Genomic DNA, 16,260 nt, shown 5'->3' with positions numbered 1-16,260 from the left:
AGGGGGTGTCGACGTCGGGAGGGGGTTTCGGCGGGGTCGCCTCCGCCCGTCAGAGCGCGCGGATGATGTCCTCGACCCGCTCCTTCGCGTCGCCGAAGAGCATCTGCGCGTTCTCGCGGAAGAACAGCGGGTTCTGCACGCCCGCGTAGCCCGCGGCCATCGAGCGCTTGAACACGATGACGTTCTCCGCCTCCCACACGCGCAGCACCGGCATGCCGGCGATCGGGCTGCCCGGATCCTCCGCGGCCGCCGGGTTGACCGTGTCGTTGGCGCCGATCACCAGCACGACCGACGTCGCGGCCAGGTCGTCGTTGATCTCCTCCATGCTGAGCACGATGTCGTAGGGGACCTTGGCCTCGGCCAGCAGCACGTTCATGTGCCCCGGCAGGCGCCCGGCGACCGGGTGGATCCCGAACCGGACGTCCACCCCCCTCTCGCGGAGCTTGGCCACGAGGTCCGCCACCGGGTACTGCGCCTTCGCGACAGCCATGCCGTACCCGGGCGTGATGACGACCGTCTGCGCCGAGCCGAGCAGCTCCGCCGCGGACTCCGCCGTGATCTCGCGGTGCTCGCCCTGCTCCTCCTCGCCCGCGGTCGGCGCGGCGATCCCGAACCCGCCGGCGATCACCGACAGGAACGACCGGTTCATCGCCTTGCACATGATGTAGGACAGATAGGCACCGGAGGATCCGACCAGCGCGCCCGTCACGATGAGGAGGTCGTTGTTCAGGAGGAAGCCCGCAGCCGCGGCCGCCCAGCCGGAGTAGCTGTTGAGCATCGACACGACCACGGGCATGTCGCCGCCGCCGATGGAGGCGACGAGGTGCCAGCCCAGTGCGAAGGACAGCAGCGTGACCGCGATGAGCAGCCACAGCTGCTGGTCGATCACGAACCACACGGTCAGCGCCAGGAAGGCGACGAGAGCGAGGACGTTGAGGACGTTCTTCCCCGGGAGCATCAGCGGCTTCGAGGAGATCCGGGCGGAGAGCTTCAGGTTCGCGACGATGGATCCGGTGAACGTCACGCCGCCGATGAACACGCCGATGAAGACCTCGGCGTTGTGGATGCCGGCCAGCTCGGGCGCGATCTCGCCGTGCGAGAGGTAGCCGTTCCAGCCGACGATCACGGCCGCGAGACCGACGAAGCTGTGCAGCAGCGCGATGAGCTCCGGCATCCCGGTCATCTCGACGACGCGGGCGCGCCACAGGCCGATCGCGGCGCCCACGGCCACCGCGCCGATCATGAGCACGAGTCCGAGCGTGGCTCCCGGCCCGCCCCATCCTCCCGCGACGGAGAGCGCGAGGGTCGCGACCAGGGCGATCGTCATGCCCGAGATGCCGTAGGCGACGCCGGCGCGGGCGGACTCGTGGCGGCTGAGCCCGGCAAGGCTCAGGATGAACAGCAGCGCGGCGACGATGTAGGCCGCGCCGGCGAGCGCGTCGACGGTCACTTCTCGCCGCCCTTCGTGAACATGGCGAGCATTCGGCGGGTGACCGCGAAGCCTCCGAAGATGTTGATGCTGGCCACCAGCACGGCGATCGCGGCGAGGACCTGGACGACCGGGTCCGGGTTCATGATCTGCAGCATCGCGCCGACCACGATGACGCCGCTGATGGCGTTCGTGACGGACATGAGCGGGGTGTGCAGCGCGTGGTGCACCTTCCCGATCACGTAGAACCCGATGACCACGGAGAGCACGAGCACGGTGAAGTGCTGCGGGAGCGGAGCCGGGGCGACCGCGTTGACGGCGAACAGCGCGGCGATCCCGAGGACGATGAGCCCGATCCTCCGACCCGCGGACATCCGCTTCCGCTCCGGCTGCGGCTGCGCCTCGACGACCGCGGGTGCCGCGGCGGCGGGGGCGGCGGCGACCTGCACGGGCGGCGGCGGCCACGTGACCGCGCCATCGTGCACGACGGTGACGGAGCGCTGCACGATGTCGTCGACGTCGATCGTCAGGACGCCGTCCTTGCCCGGCGTGAGCAGGGCCACGAGATTGGCGACGTTCGTCCCGTAGAGCTGCGACGCCTGGGCGGACAGGCGGGAGGCGAGGTCGGTGTAGCCGAGGATGACCACGCCGTTGTCCGTGACGACGCGTTCTCCCGCGACGGAGCCCTCGACGTTGCCGCCCTGCGCCGCCGCCATGTCGACGATCACGCTGCCGGGACGCATCCTGGCCACGTCCGCCGCGGTGATGAGTCGCGGGGCAGGGCGGCCGGGGATGAGCGCGGTGGTGATGATGATGTCGACGTCCGCGGCCTGCTCGGTGTAGATCTCGGCGGCGCGACGGTCGTAGTCCTCGCTCGTGGCCTTGGCGTAGCCGTCGGTCGACTTCTCCACCTCGACGTCGACGGCGAGGTAGGTGCCGCCGATCGAGCTCACCTGGTCCGCGACCTCGGGGCGGGGATCGGTCGCGCGGACGATCGCGCCGAGGCTGGAGGCGGCGCCGATCGCGGCGAGGCCCGCGACGCCCGCACCGGCGACGAGCACCTTGGCCGGCGGGACCTTGCCCGCCGCGGTGACCTGGCCGGTGAAGAACCGGCCGAACTCGTGGGCGGCCTCGACGACGGCGCGGTACCCGGCGATGTTCGCCATGGAGCTGAGCACGTCCATCGACTGCGCGCGGGAGATGCGCGGCACCGCGTCGAGAGCGAGCGCGGTGATGCCGCGCTGCGCCAGCGCCTCGAGGAGGTCGGGACGCAGAGCCGGAGACAGCAGCGCGACGAGCGTCGCCCCGTCCGCCAGCGCATCGATCTCGGCGGCGGTCGGCGCCGCGATCTTCAGCACCACGTCGGACGCCCACGCCTCGGCGGCCGGCACGATCGCGGCCCCCGCCTCGCGGTATTCCGCGTCCGGAGCGGACGAGCGCTCGCCCGCCCCGGCCTCGACGACCACGTCGTATCCCAGCCGGCGGAGTGTCGCCACCGTCGCCGGGGTCGCGGCGACGCGCGCCTCCTCCGGCCCTTCCTTCACGATTCCGATCTGCACGCTCGAGATCCTTCCGTCCGACGACTTCGTCGGGCTCGCGGCGCCCGTATCGGGGTGCGGACGCCTGATGACCGGTCAAGGCTACTGAAGGCGCCGGAAGGATCCGCAGTCCATACCGGTATACCTTCGCGTAATTTTCCGGGTTCTTTCGATTGTTACGTCACGCGTGCGGCACGCGGACGCGACGGCGCCGGGCCGGGCCCGAAACGGCGCCCGGCTCCGGGGACGGCGGATGCCCGTGCCGTCCCCGAACCGGCGTGGTGCCCGGGCGTCAGCGGCCGCTGACGCTGCCGAACACCTTCGCGACGGGAGCGACGACCAGCGGCCTCGCGGCGAACCAGCCGATCGCGATGACGACCAGCGAGGCGAGGAACACCCAGAACCCGGTCCACGTCACCGCGTCCTGCGACGCGAACATGTGGTTGAGGTTGCGGAGCATCCCCGTCAGCAGCACGAGCGCCACGTGCACGACGATGAAGCCGACGAAGTACAGCATCACCGGGAAGTGCACGGCGCGGGCCCACTCGACCGGGTACGCCTTCGACAGCCCCTCGGCCTGCTTGGGCCACATCCCCGACATCCGGAAGCCCGTGATCGCGGCGAGCGGGGCGGCGAGGAAGACGGTGGCGAAGTAGGCGAGCTGCTGCAGTGCGTTGTAGTTGTTCCAGCCGTTCTCGTGCGGCCAGTCGAGCGACACGTACTGCAGCGCCGACGACAGCGCGTTCGGGAAGACCTCCCAGCTCGTGGGCACGATCCGCACCCAATGGCCCGTGACGATCAGCAGCACGACGAAGATCACGCCGTTGACGAGCCAGAGCACATCGAGAGCCTGGTGCAGCCACAGGGTCAGGCTGATCTTGCCCTTCGGGTCGTTCCTCGGCGACCAGAACGCCGTGGGGCGCTTCTCGGTGCGCACCCGGAGCCCGGATCGGATGATCAGGACCATCAGGAACATGTTGAAGAAGTGCTGCCAGCCGATCCAGGGGGCGAAGCCCGGCTCGACCGGGATGCCCGGCTCGTACTCGCCGGGGAAGGCGGCGAGGAAGTCCTGCATGAACGGCATGCTCAGCAGCGCGCGGACGAACACGACGGCGGCGCCGGCCAGCAGTGCCAGCCCTGCCGCGCCCAGCAGGCCCGCGAGGACCTGGGGCCAGGTGGGCCGACGCCGACCCGACTGCTCCTCGGCGGGGACCGGACCGCGCGGCGCCGTGCCGTGCCACGCCGTGCGGCGGAACGGCAGCGGGGTCGAGACGTCGGGGACGGAGGAAGCCGGCGCCATGGATGCCGCGACCGGGGCGGCCGCGGCGGGCGTCTCGGCGGCGTCCGCCGGCTCAGCCGTCGACGCGGCCTGCGCCCGCGCGGCGGCGGTCCCTGCGGGCGGCCAGGGCTCGCCGCCGTCGACACGGGGCAGCCCCCGGCGCAGCGCGGCGCCCTCCCGCGACGGGACGGGCGCGGCCGACGCAGCGGGTGCCGCGACCGCGGGGGCGGACGCGGGCTCGGGTCGCGGGACCGCGGGCGCCTCGGCGTCGACCGCAGCGGCGGACGGCACGACCGCACCGGTCGTCGCCGTGCTCCCGGCCGCAGCGGACGCGGGGGCGGGGACGGTGCCGGACGGCGGCCAGGGATCTCCGCCCGCCACCCGGGGCAGTCCTCGGCGCAGGCGTCCGGCGCCGTGCGTCGCCGGCGTCGGCGCGGGCAGGTCCCGCGCCTCGGCGGCGGGCGGCGGAGCGGTCTCGGCGGCGAGGGCCGCATCGGTCCCCGGCGCCGTGTCCGCCGTCGGCACGTCGGGCGTCGGCGGCTCGGCGGGTGACTCCTCCGCGATGGGCTCGTCGACGGCGGCGTCGGGCGCGGCGCCCTCGGGGGGCCACGGATCGCCGCCTGCGGTGCGGGGCAGGCCTCTGCGCATCGTCGCCATGGCGGCCTACTTCCGCGCCCGCAGCGCCTCGATCACCTGCGGGACGACCGTGAAGAGGTCGCCGACGATGCCGAAGTCGGCGACGTCGAAGATCGGGGACTCGGGGTCCTTGTTGATCGCGACGATCGTCTTGGCCGTCTGCATGCCCGCTCGGTGCTGGATCGCGCCGGAGATCCCCAGGGCGATGTAGAGCTGCGGGGAGACCGAGACGCCGGTCTGCCCGACCTGGTGGGCGTAGGGGATGTACCCGGCGTCGACGGCCGCACGGGAGGCGCCGACCGCTCCGCCGAGCTCGTCGGCGAGCTCCTCCACGAGCGAGAACGCCTCCTTGGACCCGAGTCCGCGCCCGCCCGAGACCACGACCTTCGCCCCGCGCAGCTCCGGGCGCGAGGACGTCGCCTCGACCGCCTGGATCTCCCCCGCCGACGCGGCGGGAGAGGCGGACGGGGTGACGTCGAGGGCCTCGACGCGCGCCTGCTTCGCCTCGGCCCTGGCGTCCACGGCCCCCTGGCGGATCGTGATGACCGGGGTGCCGAAAGTCGGCGCGGAGTCGACGAGGAACGCCCCGCCGTACACCGAGTGGTGCGCGACGACGCCCTGGTCGTCGCGCGAGACGCCGATCGCGTCGACGGAGAGGGCCAGGCGCTCGCGGACGGCGAGACGGCCGGCGACGTCGCGCCCCGCGATCGAGTTCGACACGAGGACCGCGTCGGGGCGCACGGCCGCATAGGCGGCCTGCAGGGCGTCGACGACCGGGACGGTCAGCGCGGCGGCGTCGGCGTCCGCCGTCAGCACCACCTCGGCACCGGCGGCCGCCGCGGCCTCGACGGCCGCCTGTGCGGTGCCGGCCGGTGCCGCGACGAGGGCGACGGGCGCGCCGAGCGTCGACGCCGCGCCCAGCAGGGCCGCGGTGCTCGGCGCCGCTTCGCCCGCGGGGGTCACGTCGACGAGGACGAGGATCGCGTTCTCGGGGTATCCCATGTCACACCAGCCTGTTCTGCGCGAGGAACTCCACCAGCTGCGCGGCGGCGTCGCCCTCGTCCGTGATCTTCACACCGGCCGCCCGCGGCGGCTTCTCGGCGACCGCGGTCATGATCGTCTGCGGGGCCTCGGCCGGATCGACGCTCACGCCCAGGTCGGCGAGGCTCAGCACCTCCAGCGGCTTCTTCTTGGCCGCCATGATGCCCTTGAAGTTCGGGAAGCGCGCGTCCGGCAGCGCTTCGGTGATCGAGACGACCGCGGGCAGCTGCGCGGAGACCTCCTGTGCGCCGTAGTCCGTCACGCGGGTGCCGCTGACGGCGTCCGCGGAGATCGTCACCGCGCTCAGGGCGGTCAGCTGCGCGAAGCCGAGGTGCTCGGCCAGCATCGCCGGGAGCACCCCGCCCGAGCCGTCCGTGGAGAGGTTGCCGGTGAGGACGAGGTCCGGCTCGCCGCGGCGCACGACCTCCGCCAGGACCGCGGCGGTCACGCCCAGGTCGGCGCCCCGCAGCTGCTCGTCGACGACGTGCACGGCGGATCCCGCGCCCATGGCCAAGGCCCGGCGCACGGAGGCCGTCGCGGACTCCGGCGCCATCGACACGGCGACGACCTCGGTGCCCGCGTTCGCGTCGGCGTAGGACAGGGCGACCTCGAGCGCGCGCTCGGTGATCTCATCCAGCACCACGTCACCGGCGGCCCGATCGGCCAGGCCGGTGGTCAGATCCAGCTTGCGGTCCCCGTACGTGTCGGGGACCTCTTTCACCAGGACGAAGATCTTCATCGATTGCTCCTCACGCCTTCTCGATTCTATCCGGGCGGGGGTCCGCCCCCGACGCCGCCTCGTCCACCGCCCGCACGATCTCGCGCAGGGCCGGGGCCACGTCGTCGCGGCCGTATCCGAGCAGCCGCACCTTCGCCGGATCGGGTTCGTACGCGATGACCGCGCCGCGTCCCTGGACGATGAACCGATCCGGCTGGAAGGGGTGCTCCTCGTCCCGCTCCTCGATCACCCGATCGCTTCCGGCGGCATCGGCGAGGAGCTGGAAGTAGTCGCGGTAGGTGTGGTTCTCGTCGCCGACGAGGTAGGCCGTGCCGGGCTCGCCGTGCGCCAGCGCGCCGCGCACGGCCTGGGACAACGAGCGCAGCGACATGTAGTTCGTGCCGCCGGGAGGCGCGAACAGCGGCGGCTCGGGCCGCTCGCCGCGCACCCAGGCGACCATGCGCGCGTACCCGCGCACGTCGCGTCCGGTCCGCATCCCGACGATCGACGGCGGGTTGACGGTGATCGCCGCGAACCCGTCCCCGGACAGCGCCCGCGTGCGCTCGTCCGCGAGCCTGCGCGCACGGACGTACGGGATCCGATCGGCCCACTCCGGGTGCAGCTGGTGATAGTAGCTCCCGATCTGCACGAGACGTCGGACGCCCGCAGCCTTGGCGGTCGCCGCGAACGCGGGCACCCCCGTGCTCTGCGTCCGCTCCCAGAACGCCTCGTCCTCGTGCTCGGCCCGCACGTGCCGGATGTCGTTGCCCGCGGCGAAGACCACGGCATCGAAGCCCTCCAGCTCCCGGGCGCCCACGGCCCCCGGCTCCCCCGCCCGTGCGGTGTAGTCGCCGACGAGGCGCGGCCCCGCCTCGCCCGGCACCGGGTCCGAGGCCGTCCGCGACAGCACGGCGACCTCGTCCCCGTCGGCGGCGAGGTCCGCGACGATCCGTCCGCCGATCATCCCCGTCCCGCCGACGACGAGCACCCGGCTCATGCGAACACCGCCCGGCCGTCGGAGATCGCCGGCGCGGCGTCGCGGAGGACCTCGAACGCGCCGTCCGCGGCGCCCGCGTCCCGCAGCAGGAGGGCGTCGCCCGGGACGACCGGGCCGCTGAAGCGACCGGAGAGCGTGCGCAGGTCCGCCGGATGGGCGCCACGCGCCTCGGCGAGGGCCCCTGCCGCGGTCGCGAGGGTGCACAGGCCCTGCAGGATCGGGCGGGGCTGCCCGATCCGCGCGGAGGCGTCGGGATCGATGTGGATGTGGTGCCGGTCGCCGGTCAGCCGGTAGAGCGCGGCCTGCTCGGCGAAGGTGCGGACGACCCGCTCCTGCGCCCATGTGCGCTCCTGCGGAGCCTCGCGCCCGGGTCCGCGGTCGCCGCCGAAGCCGCCGCGGCCGGGGGCGAAGATCGACCACGTCGCGGCGAACAGATCGCTCTCCACGATGACCTCGAACACGGCGGCGGAGCCCTTGTCCCAGACCGCCCCGACCCGCGCGGCAAGCCGGATCTCCCCCGCCCTCGGCAGCTCCCCCCGCACCTCCAGGCTCTGCGCCCCGTGCACGGACCGCGCGTCGAACGCCCCTTCGCCGGCCAGGACGTCCGGCGCCCACTGCGCCAGAGTGAGCCCGAAGGTGGGGAGCACCCGCAGCCGATCCTCGAACACCAGATCCAGCTGATCAGCCCGCGCGCCCACGGCGAGGGCGTAGAGGATCGCGTCCCGCTCGTCGTAGCCGACGGTCCGCTCTCCGAGCGACCGGCCCGCCCAGTCCCCCGCGGGCACGGTCCCCCGCTCGGGCGCCTCCGCCGCACTCATGCGCCGTACACCGGCTCGGGCTCGGCGCCCTCGGCGACGAGCGCACGGACGACCTCGCCGAGCTCCTCGGCCCGCCAGCGTCGTCCCGCGTCCCGGAACGCGCCATGGCGCCAGCCGTCCTCCAGGCAGATCCGTCCGCCCTCGATCTCGATCACCCGTCCCGTGACGTCGCAGTCGGCGCTGGCGAGCCAGGCGACGACCGGCGAGACGTTGGCCGGGTCCATCCGGTCGAAGCCGTCCGCCGGAGCCGCCATAGCCTCGGCGAAGGCGCCCTCCGTCATGCGGGTGCGGGCCGAGGGGGCGAGGGCGTTGACCCCCACGCCGTAACGGGCGAGCTCGTGCGCGGCCACGAGGGTCAGCGACGCGATCCCGCCCTTGGCCGCCGAGTACGCCGCCTGCCCGACGCTTCCCTGGAGCCCCGCGCCGGAGGAGGTGTTGATCACGCGGGCCGTCGGCATGCGCCCCTCCTTGGCCTCGGTCCGCCAGTGGGCGGCGGCGTGGCGAAGCGGCGCGAAGTGCCCCTTCAGGTGGACGCGGATCACGGCGTCCCACTCGCTCTCCTCGGCGTTGACGAGCATGCGGTCCCGGACGAAGCCGGCGTTGTTGACCAGGATGTCGAGGCGCCCGAAGTCGGCGATCGCCTGATCGACGAGGCCCTTCGCCTGAGCGAAGTCCGCGACGTCCGCGCCGTTGACGACGGCCTCCCCGCCGTCGGCCCGGATGAGGTCGACGACCTCCTGCGCGGGTCCTGAGGAGGCGCCGTCGCCGTCGAGGGCCGTGCCGAGGTCGTTCACGACGACTCTCGCCCCCTGCCGGGCGAGCTCCAGGGCGTGCTCGCGCCCGATCCCGCGTCCTGCCCCGGTCACGATCGCGACGCGTCCGTCAAGGATTCCGGTCATGGGTGCTGCTCTCCTTCGAGTCCGCGTCGATGACGCCGTGGGTGTCGGTCGGCACCCACACTACCCACTCAACCAAGCAAGTGTTAGGGTGTTGAGCAAACGTTAGGTTAGGAACCCGGATGACACTCTCCGCAACGGTGCGCGACAACGGTGTACGCATCATCACGATGGCCTATCCCCCGGTCAACGCCCTCCCCGTCGCCGGGTGGTTCGACGTCGCCGCCGCCCTGCGGGAGGCGTCCGAGGACGACCGCACGCGGGTCGTGGTCCTCCGGGCCGAGGGCCGCGGCTTCAACGCCGGCGTCGACATCAAGGAGATGCAGCGGATCGAGGGCTTCCGCGGGATCCTCGGCGCGAACCGCGGCTGCTACGAGGCGTTCAAGGCCATCTACGAGTGCCGCGTCCCCGTCGTCTCGGCGGTCAACGGCTTCTGCCTGGGCGGCGGCGTGGGCCTCGTGGGCAACAGCGACGTGATCATCGCCGCGGACGACGCCTACTTCGGCGTTCCCGAGGTCGACCGCGGCGCCCTGGGCGCGGCGACGCACCTCGCGCGCCTGGTCCCGCACCACATGCTCCGGGCGATGTACTACACCAGCCGCACCGTGACGGCGAAGGAGCTCGCCGCGTTCGGCACCGTGACCGCCGTCGTGCCCCGCGAGGAGCTCGACGCCCAGGCGGTCGCCTTCGCCGACGAGATCGCCGCCAAGGACCCTCGCGTCATCCGCGCCGCGAAGGAGGCGCTCAACGGCATCGACCCGATCGACCCGAACCGCAGCTACCGCTTCGAGCAGGGATTCACCTTCGAGCTCAACCTGGCGGGCGTCGCCGACGAGCACCGCGACGAGTTCGTCGCGACAGGCGGGCCGCTGGAGACGTGAACGCCCTCTTCGCCCTCGACGACGTCGCCGCGCTCCTGCGCGACGGGATGACGATCGGGATCGGCGGCTGGGGATCGCGCCGCAAGCCGATGGCGCTGGTCCGTGCCGTGGTCCGATCCGGCGTCCGGGATCTGACGATCGTGAGCTTCGGCGGACCGGACGTCGGGATCCTCTGCGCCACCGGGCAGGCCTCGACCGTCGTCCACGGCTTCGTCTCCCTGGACACCGTCGCCATCGACCCGTACTTCGCCGCGCGTCGGCAGCGCGGAGAGGTCCGCAGCGTCGAGCTGGACGAGGGGATGCTCGTCGCCGGGCTCCGCGCGGCCTCGCGCCGTCTCCCGTTCGAGGCGACGCGGGCCGGCGCCGGATCCGACGCCGTGCTCCGGAACCCCGACATCCGCACGATCACCTCGCCCTACGCCGACGGGGAGGTCCTCGTCGCCATGCCCGCGGTGCCGCTCGATCTGGCTCTGGTGCACCTGGATCGGGCGGACGAGCACGGCACCGCCGTGGTTCTCGGCCCGGACGCGCACTTCGACGACCTCTTCGCCCGCGCGGCCGCCCGCACGGTCGCCTCGGTGGAGGAGGTCGTGTCGACGTCCGCGCTGCTGACCGGCGCCGGGCACACCGCCACCGTCCTGAACCGCACCGAGATCGATCGGGTCGTTCCGTGCCCCGGGGGCGCCGGGTTCACCGCGCACCCGCCGTTCGCCCCGCGCGACGAGGCCCTGCAGGGCGCGTACGTCGCCGCGGCCGCCTCGCCCGAGGCGTGGGACGACTTCCGCCGGTCCTTCGTCGACGTCGACGAGGCGACCTATCGCGCCGAGGTCGCGCGGTTCCACGCGGAGGCCCGGACGTGAACGCCTCGCGGGCCGAGGTCGCCGTCGCAGCGTGCAGCGACCTGCTCCGCGGCGCCGGGGCGATCCTGGCCAGCCCCACCGGCGTCATCCCGACCATCGGCACGCGCCTGGCCCGCCTCACCCATGCACCCCGGCTGCTGCTCAGCGACGGCGAGGCCACCCTCTACGCCGACACCCCCGCGATCGACGAGCCCTTCCGCGAGCCCGAGGCCCCGCTGCCGTACCGGGAGCTGTTCGAGCTCATCGCCCGAGGACGACGCCACGTCATCATGGGCGCCGCCCAGCTCGACCGGTTCGGGAATCAGAACCTCTCCGCGATCGGGGAGCGCGACCGGCCCGTCCGGCAGCTCCTCGGCGCCCGCGCGGCGGCGACGAACACCGCCAACCACGCCACCAGCTACTGGATCGCGCGGCATGCCCCGCGGGTCTTCGTCCCTGCCGTCGACGTCGTCACCGGCGTCGGGCGCGCCCGGGCCGTGGCCGAGGGCTCCGACCGCTTCCACGACGTCCGGCGCGTGGTGACCGACCTCGCCGTGCTGGACTTCTCCGGCCCCGGAGACTCCCTGGCGCTGGTCAGCGTGCACCCCGGCGTGACCGTCGCCGAGGTGAAGGCGGCCACCGGCTTCCCCCTCCACGTTCCGGACGACGCCGGAACCACCCGCGTGCCCGACGCCGAGGAGCTCCGGCTCATCCGCGAACGCCTCGATCCCCGACGCCTCAGAGACAGAGAGGTCCCCTCCCCATGAGCACTCCCCCGATGATCTCCACCGCGCTCACCCGGCTCACCGGCGTCGACCACCCGATCGTGCAGACCGGCATGGGCTGGGTGGCGGGGGCGCGCCTGGTCAGCGCGACAGCGCGAGCGGGTGCGCTGGGCATCCTCGCCTCGGCGACCATGTCCTTCGACGAGCTGGAGCGGGCGATCCGGGAGGTGAAGGAGCGCACCGACCGTCCCTTCGGGGTGAATCTGCGCGCGGACGCCGGGTACGCCGAGGAGCGCATCGACCTCCTCATCCGGCACGGGGTCGCGGTGGCGAGCTTCGCGCTCGCGCCGCGCCGGGAGCTCATCGCGAAGCTGAAGGACCACGGCATCGTCGTGATCCCGTCGATCGGCGCCGTGCGTCACGCCGAGAAGGTGGCGTCGTGGGGCGCGGACGCCGTGATGGTCCAAGGCGGGGAGGGCGGCGGGCACACCGGCGCCGTGCCCACCTCGCTGCTGCTGCCCTCCGTGGTCTCGGCGGTCGACATCCCGGTGATCGCCGCAGGCGGATTCCACGACGGGCGGGGCCTCGCTGCGGCGCTCGCCTACGGCGCCGTCGGCGTCGGCATGGGGACGCGCTTCCTGCTGACGAGCGACAGCGCCGTGCCCGAGGCGATCAAGCGGCGCTATCTGGAGTTCGGACTGGACGGGACGGTCGTGACGACCAGGGCCGACGGGATGCCGCACCGGCTCCTGCGCACGGAGTACGTCGAGGGGCTCGAGCGCACGGGTGCGATCGGCCGACTGCTGCCGACCCTGCGCCGGTCGCTCGAGTTCAAGCGGATGTCCGGCCTGAGCTGGCTGGGCCTGGCGAAGGACGCGCTCTCCATGAAGAAGGCGACCGGGCGGTCGTGGGCGCAGATGACGCAGGCGGCGAACACGCCGATGCTGCTCAAGGCCGGGCTCGTCGACGGCGACACCGGAGCGGGCATGCTCGCCTCGGGGCAGGTCGTCGGCCTGATCGACGACCTGCCGAGCTGCGAGGAGCTCGTCGACCGGGTCGTCCGCGACGCCGCCGCCCACCTCCGCGCCGCCGCCGCCCGCCTCCTCTGACGTCGAGTGGTCAGTTTTTGTGGGTTCCGCGGCCGTGAACCCACAAAAACTGACCACTCGACGGCTCAGAGGCGCTCGATGATCGTCACGTTGGCGACGCCGCCGCCCTCGCACATCGTCTGCAGGCCGTAGCGCCCGCCGGTGCGCTCGAGCTCGTTCAGCAGCGTGGTCATCAGACGCGCGCCGGTCGCGCCGATCGGGTGGCCGAGAGCGATGCCTCCGCCGTTGACGTTGACCCTGCCGTGGTCGACCTTCAGTTCGTCCATCCAGGCGAGCACGACCGACGCGAAGGCCTCGTTCGTCTCGAACAGGTCGATGTCGTCCACGGTCATCCCGGCGCGCTCCAGCGCATACCGTGTCGCCGGGATCGGGGCCGTCAGCATCCACACCGGATCCGCGCCGCGCACGGACAGGTGATGGATCCGCGCGCGCGGCGTGAGCCCGTGGTCCGCGACCGCCTGCTCGGAGGCGATGAGGACCGCCGCGGCCGCGTCGGAGATCTGCGACGCCACGGCCGCCGTGATCCGGCCGCCGTCGACGAGCGTGGGGAGCGCGGCCATGCGCTCGAGCGAGGTCTCCCGCCGGGGGCCCTCGTCCGTGGCGATCCCGTCGAGGGGCGCGATCTCGCCGACGAAGCGTCCGTCGTCGATCGCGGCGATCGCGCGGTGGTGGCTCGCGAGCGCGAACTCCTCCATCCGCTCGCGCGTGATCCCCCAGTGCGCGGCGATCATCTCGGCCGCGCGGAACTGCGAGACCTCCTGGTCGCCGTACCGCGCCCGCCAGCCGGGGGACTCGGCGAACGGCGTCGTGAAGCCGTAGGCGGCGCCGGCGGCCATCGCGGCGGAGATGGGGATCGCCGACATGTTCTGCAGGCCCCCGGCGACGACGAGGTCGTTCGTGCCGCTCATCACCGCCTGGGCGGCGAAGTGGATGGCCTGCTGGCTCGACCCGCACTGCCGGTCGACCGTCACGCCCGGGACGTGGTCGGGGAGCCCCGCGACGAGCCATGCCGTCCGGGCGACGTTGCCGGCCTGGGAGCCGAGGGTGTCGGTGCAGCCCATGATGACGTCGTCGACCGCCCCCGGGTCGATCCCGGTGCGTTCGACGAGCGCACCGATGGCGTGGGCGCCGAGATCGGCGGAGTGCACGCCGGCGAGCGCGCCGCCGCGCTTGCCGACGGGGGTGCGGACCGCGTCGACGATGTAGGCAGTGCTCATGGGGGATCCTTCGTGATGGACGGACGGGGGACGGCGGTCAGGCGTGCTGACTGGAGACGGACACGACCTCGCCGGTCATGTAGGAGGAGTAGTCGCTGGCGAGGAAGACCATCACGTTGGCCACCTCCCACGGCTCCGCGGCGCGCCCGAAGGCCTCCCGCGCCTTCAGCGCCTCCAGGTGCTCGGGGGTGGTCACCTTCTCCAGGAAGGGGTGCATGGCCAGGCTCGGGGAGACGGCGTTGACGCGGATGCCGTGGGCGGCGAGATCCATCGCGGCCGAGCGGGTGAGCGCCATGACCCCGGCCTTGGCCGCGGCGTAGTGGGCCTGGTCCTGCTGAGCCCGCCAGCCGATCACCGAGGCGTTGTTCACGATGACGCCCTGCGTTCCGGCCGCGACCATGCGGCGTCCGGCCGCCCGGATGCAGCGGAACGTGCCGGTGAGACTGATGTCCAGGACCCGTGACCACTGCTCGTCGGTCATGTCGAGGATCGAGACGGAGCCGCCGAGCCCGGCGTTGTTGATGAGGACGTCGAGGGGCCCGCCCTCCTCCGCCGCGTCCAAGAGGTCCGCGATCTGCTCCTCGTCGGTGACGTCGCAGGGCACCGTGCGCACGCGCTCCTCGCCGAACCGGGCGCCGAGCTCGACGCGGGCCTCCTCCAGCCGCCCGGCGTGGGTGTCGCCCAGCACGACGAGCGCGGCCCCCTCCTCCAGGCACCGGATCGCGGTCGCGGAGCCGATGCCCGCACCCGCCGCGGCGGTGACGACGACCCGTCGTCCTTCGAGGAGACCGTGGCCGGGGACGTACTCCGGCGCGCTCGTGACGGGACGGTGCGGGATGCTGCTCATGGTCGTGCCTCTCGGGGAAGGCCGAGCACGCGCTCGGCGATGACATTGCGCTGGATCTCGTCGGACCCGCCGTAGATGGTGTCGGCGCGGCTGAACAGGAAGAGGGTCTGCAGATCGTCCAGGGCGTAGGGCGGCTCGGAGACGGTGAGGGCGTCGGGGCCGGCGACGGCCATCGCGAGCTCCCCCAGCGCGCGATGCCAGCCCGACCACAGGAGCTTCGTCACGGACGCGTCGTGCCCCTGTTCTCCCCCGAGGGTGCGGAGGGCATGGAGGCGGATGACCTCCAGGCCCATCCGGGCCTGGACCAGGCGGTCGCGCAGCAGAGGGTCGTTCCCGGCGCCGTTGCGCTCGGCGAGCGCGACGACCTCGTCGAACTCGCGGCGGAAGGCGATCTGCTGCGCGAGCGTGGACACGCCGCGCTCGAATCCGAGCGTGGACATCGCGACGGCGAACCCCTCGCCCTCGGCACCGACGACGAGGCCCGCCTCCGTGACGGCGTCGTCGAAGAAGACCTCGTTGAACTCGCTGGTGCCGGTGAGCTGCAGGATCGGGCGCACGTCGACACCGGGCTGGTCCATGGGGACGAGCAGATAGGACAGCCCCCGGTGGCGGGACGACCCCGCCTCGGTCCGGGCGATGACGAAGCACCACTGCGCGTGCTGCGCGAGCGACGTCCACACCTTCTGCCCGTTGACGACCCAGCGGTCCCCGTCCCGCACGGCGCGCGTCGAGACCGCCGCGAGGTCGGAGCCGGCGCCCGGCTCGGAGTACCCCTGGCACCACAGCTCCTCGACGGCGACGATCCTCGGCAGGAACCGGGCCTGCTGCTCCGGTGTGCCGTGCGCGATGAGCGTGGGGCCGAGCAGCTCCTCGCCGAGGTGGTTCACCCGGGCCGGCGCGTTCGAGCGCGCGTACTCCTCATGGAAGATGACCTGCTGGGCGAGGCTCAGCCCGCGTCCGCCGTGCTCGACCGGCCAGCCGACGCAGGTCCACCCGGCCGCCGCCATGTGCCGGTTCCACTCCAGCCGCTCCTCGAACATCTCGTGCTCGCGGCCGGATCCGCCGCGACCGCGCAGGTCGGCGAAGCGTCCGGTCAGGTTCTCCTCGAGCCATCCTCGGATCTCGGCCCGGAACTCCGCGTCCTGCGCGGTGTCTGTCCCATCCACCCTGTCCTCCTCATCGAGACGTCGTGGCCAGCGGCACGGTGTTCCCGTATAGTATCAAGAAACCAAGCATTTGTTTGGTTCCCTGTCCGGGCAGCCGCACGGACCGCCGCCGTCGTTCAAGGAG

General features: G+C 72.9%; 15 protein-coding genes. 4 read left to right on the top strand and 11 right to left on the bottom strand.

Annotation, left to right across the window (positions count from 1 at the left end):
- Nucleotides 1-49 precede the first annotated feature (49 nt).
- From pntB to K8F61_RS15980, 8 genes are all read right to left on the bottom strand, one after another.
- Nucleotides 50-1,450, bottom strand: coding sequence for a Re/Si-specific NAD(P)(+) transhydrogenase subunit beta (pntB, locus tag K8F61_RS16015; RefSeq protein WP_231819833.1), 1,401 nt, complete (start codon nt 1,448-1,450; stop codon nt 50-52).
- A complete protein-coding gene (locus tag K8F61_RS16010; protein WP_231819832.1) occupies nt 1,447-2,988 on the bottom strand; it encodes a Re/Si-specific NAD(P)(+) transhydrogenase subunit alpha in 1,542 nt (513 codons plus the stop codon). The genes pntB and K8F61_RS16010 overlap by 4 nt, the downstream gene beginning before the upstream one ends.
- 271 nt (nt 2,989-3,259) lie before the next feature.
- Nucleotides 3,260-4,903: a cytochrome b/b6 domain-containing protein gene (locus tag K8F61_RS16005; protein ID WP_231819831.1), complete on the bottom strand. Its 1,644-nt coding sequence runs from the start codon at nt 4,901-4,903 to the stop codon at nt 3,260-3,262.
- A gap of 6 nt (nt 4,904-4,909) precedes the next feature.
- Nucleotides 4,910-5,884: an electron transfer flavoprotein subunit alpha/FixB family protein gene (locus K8F61_RS16000; RefSeq protein ID WP_219087104.1), complete on the bottom strand. Its 975-nt coding sequence runs from the start codon at nt 5,882-5,884 to the stop codon at nt 4,910-4,912.
- 1 nt (nt 5,885) lies between these two features.
- Nucleotides 5,886-6,662 carry an electron transfer flavoprotein subunit beta/FixA family protein gene (locus K8F61_RS15995; protein ID WP_231819830.1) on the bottom strand — a complete coding sequence of 259 codons (777 nt, stop codon included), beginning with the start codon at nt 6,660-6,662 and terminating at the stop codon, nt 5,886-5,888.
- Nucleotides 6,663-6,672: 10 nt separating this feature from the next.
- Nucleotides 6,673-7,638: an NAD-dependent epimerase/dehydratase family protein gene (locus K8F61_RS15990; protein ID WP_231819829.1), complete on the bottom strand. Its 966-nt coding sequence runs from the start codon at nt 7,636-7,638 to the stop codon at nt 6,673-6,675.
- The gene (locus K8F61_RS15985) at nt 7,635-8,456 is read right to left on the bottom strand and encodes a MaoC/PaaZ C-terminal domain-containing protein (RefSeq protein WP_231819828.1); all 822 of its coding nucleotides are present in this window, start codon (nt 8,454-8,456) and stop codon (nt 7,635-7,637) included. The genes K8F61_RS15990 and K8F61_RS15985 overlap by 4 nt, the downstream gene beginning before the upstream one ends.
- Nucleotides 8,453-9,355: an SDR family oxidoreductase gene (locus K8F61_RS15980; RefSeq protein WP_231819827.1), complete on the bottom strand. Its 903-nt coding sequence runs from the start codon at nt 9,353-9,355 to the stop codon at nt 8,453-8,455. Before K8F61_RS15980 ends, K8F61_RS15985 begins: the two co-directional genes overlap by 4 nt.
- A 119-nt stretch (nt 9,356-9,474) precedes the next feature.
- On the opposite strand from K8F61_RS15980, the gene K8F61_RS15975 reads away from it, so the two are divergent.
- The 4 genes from K8F61_RS15975 to K8F61_RS15960 are packed head-to-tail and all read left to right on the top strand — an operon-like array spanning nt 9,475 to nt 12,906.
- Nucleotides 9,475-10,233 carry an enoyl-CoA hydratase family protein gene (locus K8F61_RS15975; protein ID WP_067242386.1) on the top strand — a complete coding sequence of 253 codons (759 nt, stop codon included), beginning with the start codon at nt 9,475-9,477 and terminating at the stop codon, nt 10,231-10,233.
- Nucleotides 10,230-11,093 (top strand): CoA transferase subunit A, encoded by an 864-nt coding sequence (locus K8F61_RS15970; protein WP_231819826.1) that lies wholly within the window; start codon nt 10,230-10,232, stop codon nt 11,091-11,093. Before K8F61_RS15975 ends, K8F61_RS15970 begins: the two co-directional genes overlap by 4 nt.
- The gene (locus K8F61_RS15965; protein WP_231819825.1) at nt 11,090-11,839 is read left to right on the top strand and encodes a CoA-transferase; all 750 of its coding nucleotides are present in this window, start codon (nt 11,090-11,092) and stop codon (nt 11,837-11,839) included. The genes K8F61_RS15970 and K8F61_RS15965 overlap by 4 nt, the downstream gene beginning before the upstream one ends.
- Nucleotides 11,836-12,906 carry an NAD(P)H-dependent flavin oxidoreductase gene (locus K8F61_RS15960; protein ID WP_231819824.1) on the top strand — a complete coding sequence of 357 codons (1,071 nt, stop codon included), beginning with the start codon at nt 11,836-11,838 and terminating at the stop codon, nt 12,904-12,906. The genes K8F61_RS15965 and K8F61_RS15960 overlap by 4 nt, the downstream gene beginning before the upstream one ends.
- Nucleotides 12,907-12,971: 65 nt before the next feature.
- On the opposite strand, the gene K8F61_RS15955 is transcribed toward K8F61_RS15960, so the two are convergent.
- From K8F61_RS15955 to K8F61_RS15945, 3 genes are read right to left on the bottom strand one after another with little or no spacing between them, the layout of a single operon-like run.
- Nucleotides 12,972-14,123, bottom strand: coding sequence for an acetyl-CoA C-acetyltransferase (locus K8F61_RS15955; protein ID WP_231819823.1), 1,152 nt, complete (start codon nt 14,121-14,123; stop codon nt 12,972-12,974).
- Nucleotides 14,124-14,160: 37 nt separating this feature from the next.
- Entirely contained in the window at nt 14,161-14,970 is an 810-nt protein-coding gene (locus tag K8F61_RS15950) for an SDR family oxidoreductase (RefSeq protein ID WP_067242397.1), read from the bottom strand.
- Nucleotides 14,967-16,136, bottom strand: a complete 1,170-nt coding sequence (locus K8F61_RS15945) for an acyl-CoA dehydrogenase family protein (protein WP_067242400.1) — start codon at nt 16,134-16,136, stop codon at nt 14,967-14,969. Before K8F61_RS15945 ends, K8F61_RS15950 begins: the two co-directional genes overlap by 4 nt.
- Between the last annotated feature and the right edge of the window lie 124 nt (nt 16,137-16,260).

Source organism: Microbacterium resistens (assembly GCF_021172025.1).
Taxonomy (GTDB): domain Bacteria; phylum Actinomycetota; class Actinomycetes; order Actinomycetales; family Microbacteriaceae; genus Microbacterium; species Microbacterium resistens.
This window is presented reverse-complemented; position numbering and strand designations above follow the sequence as displayed.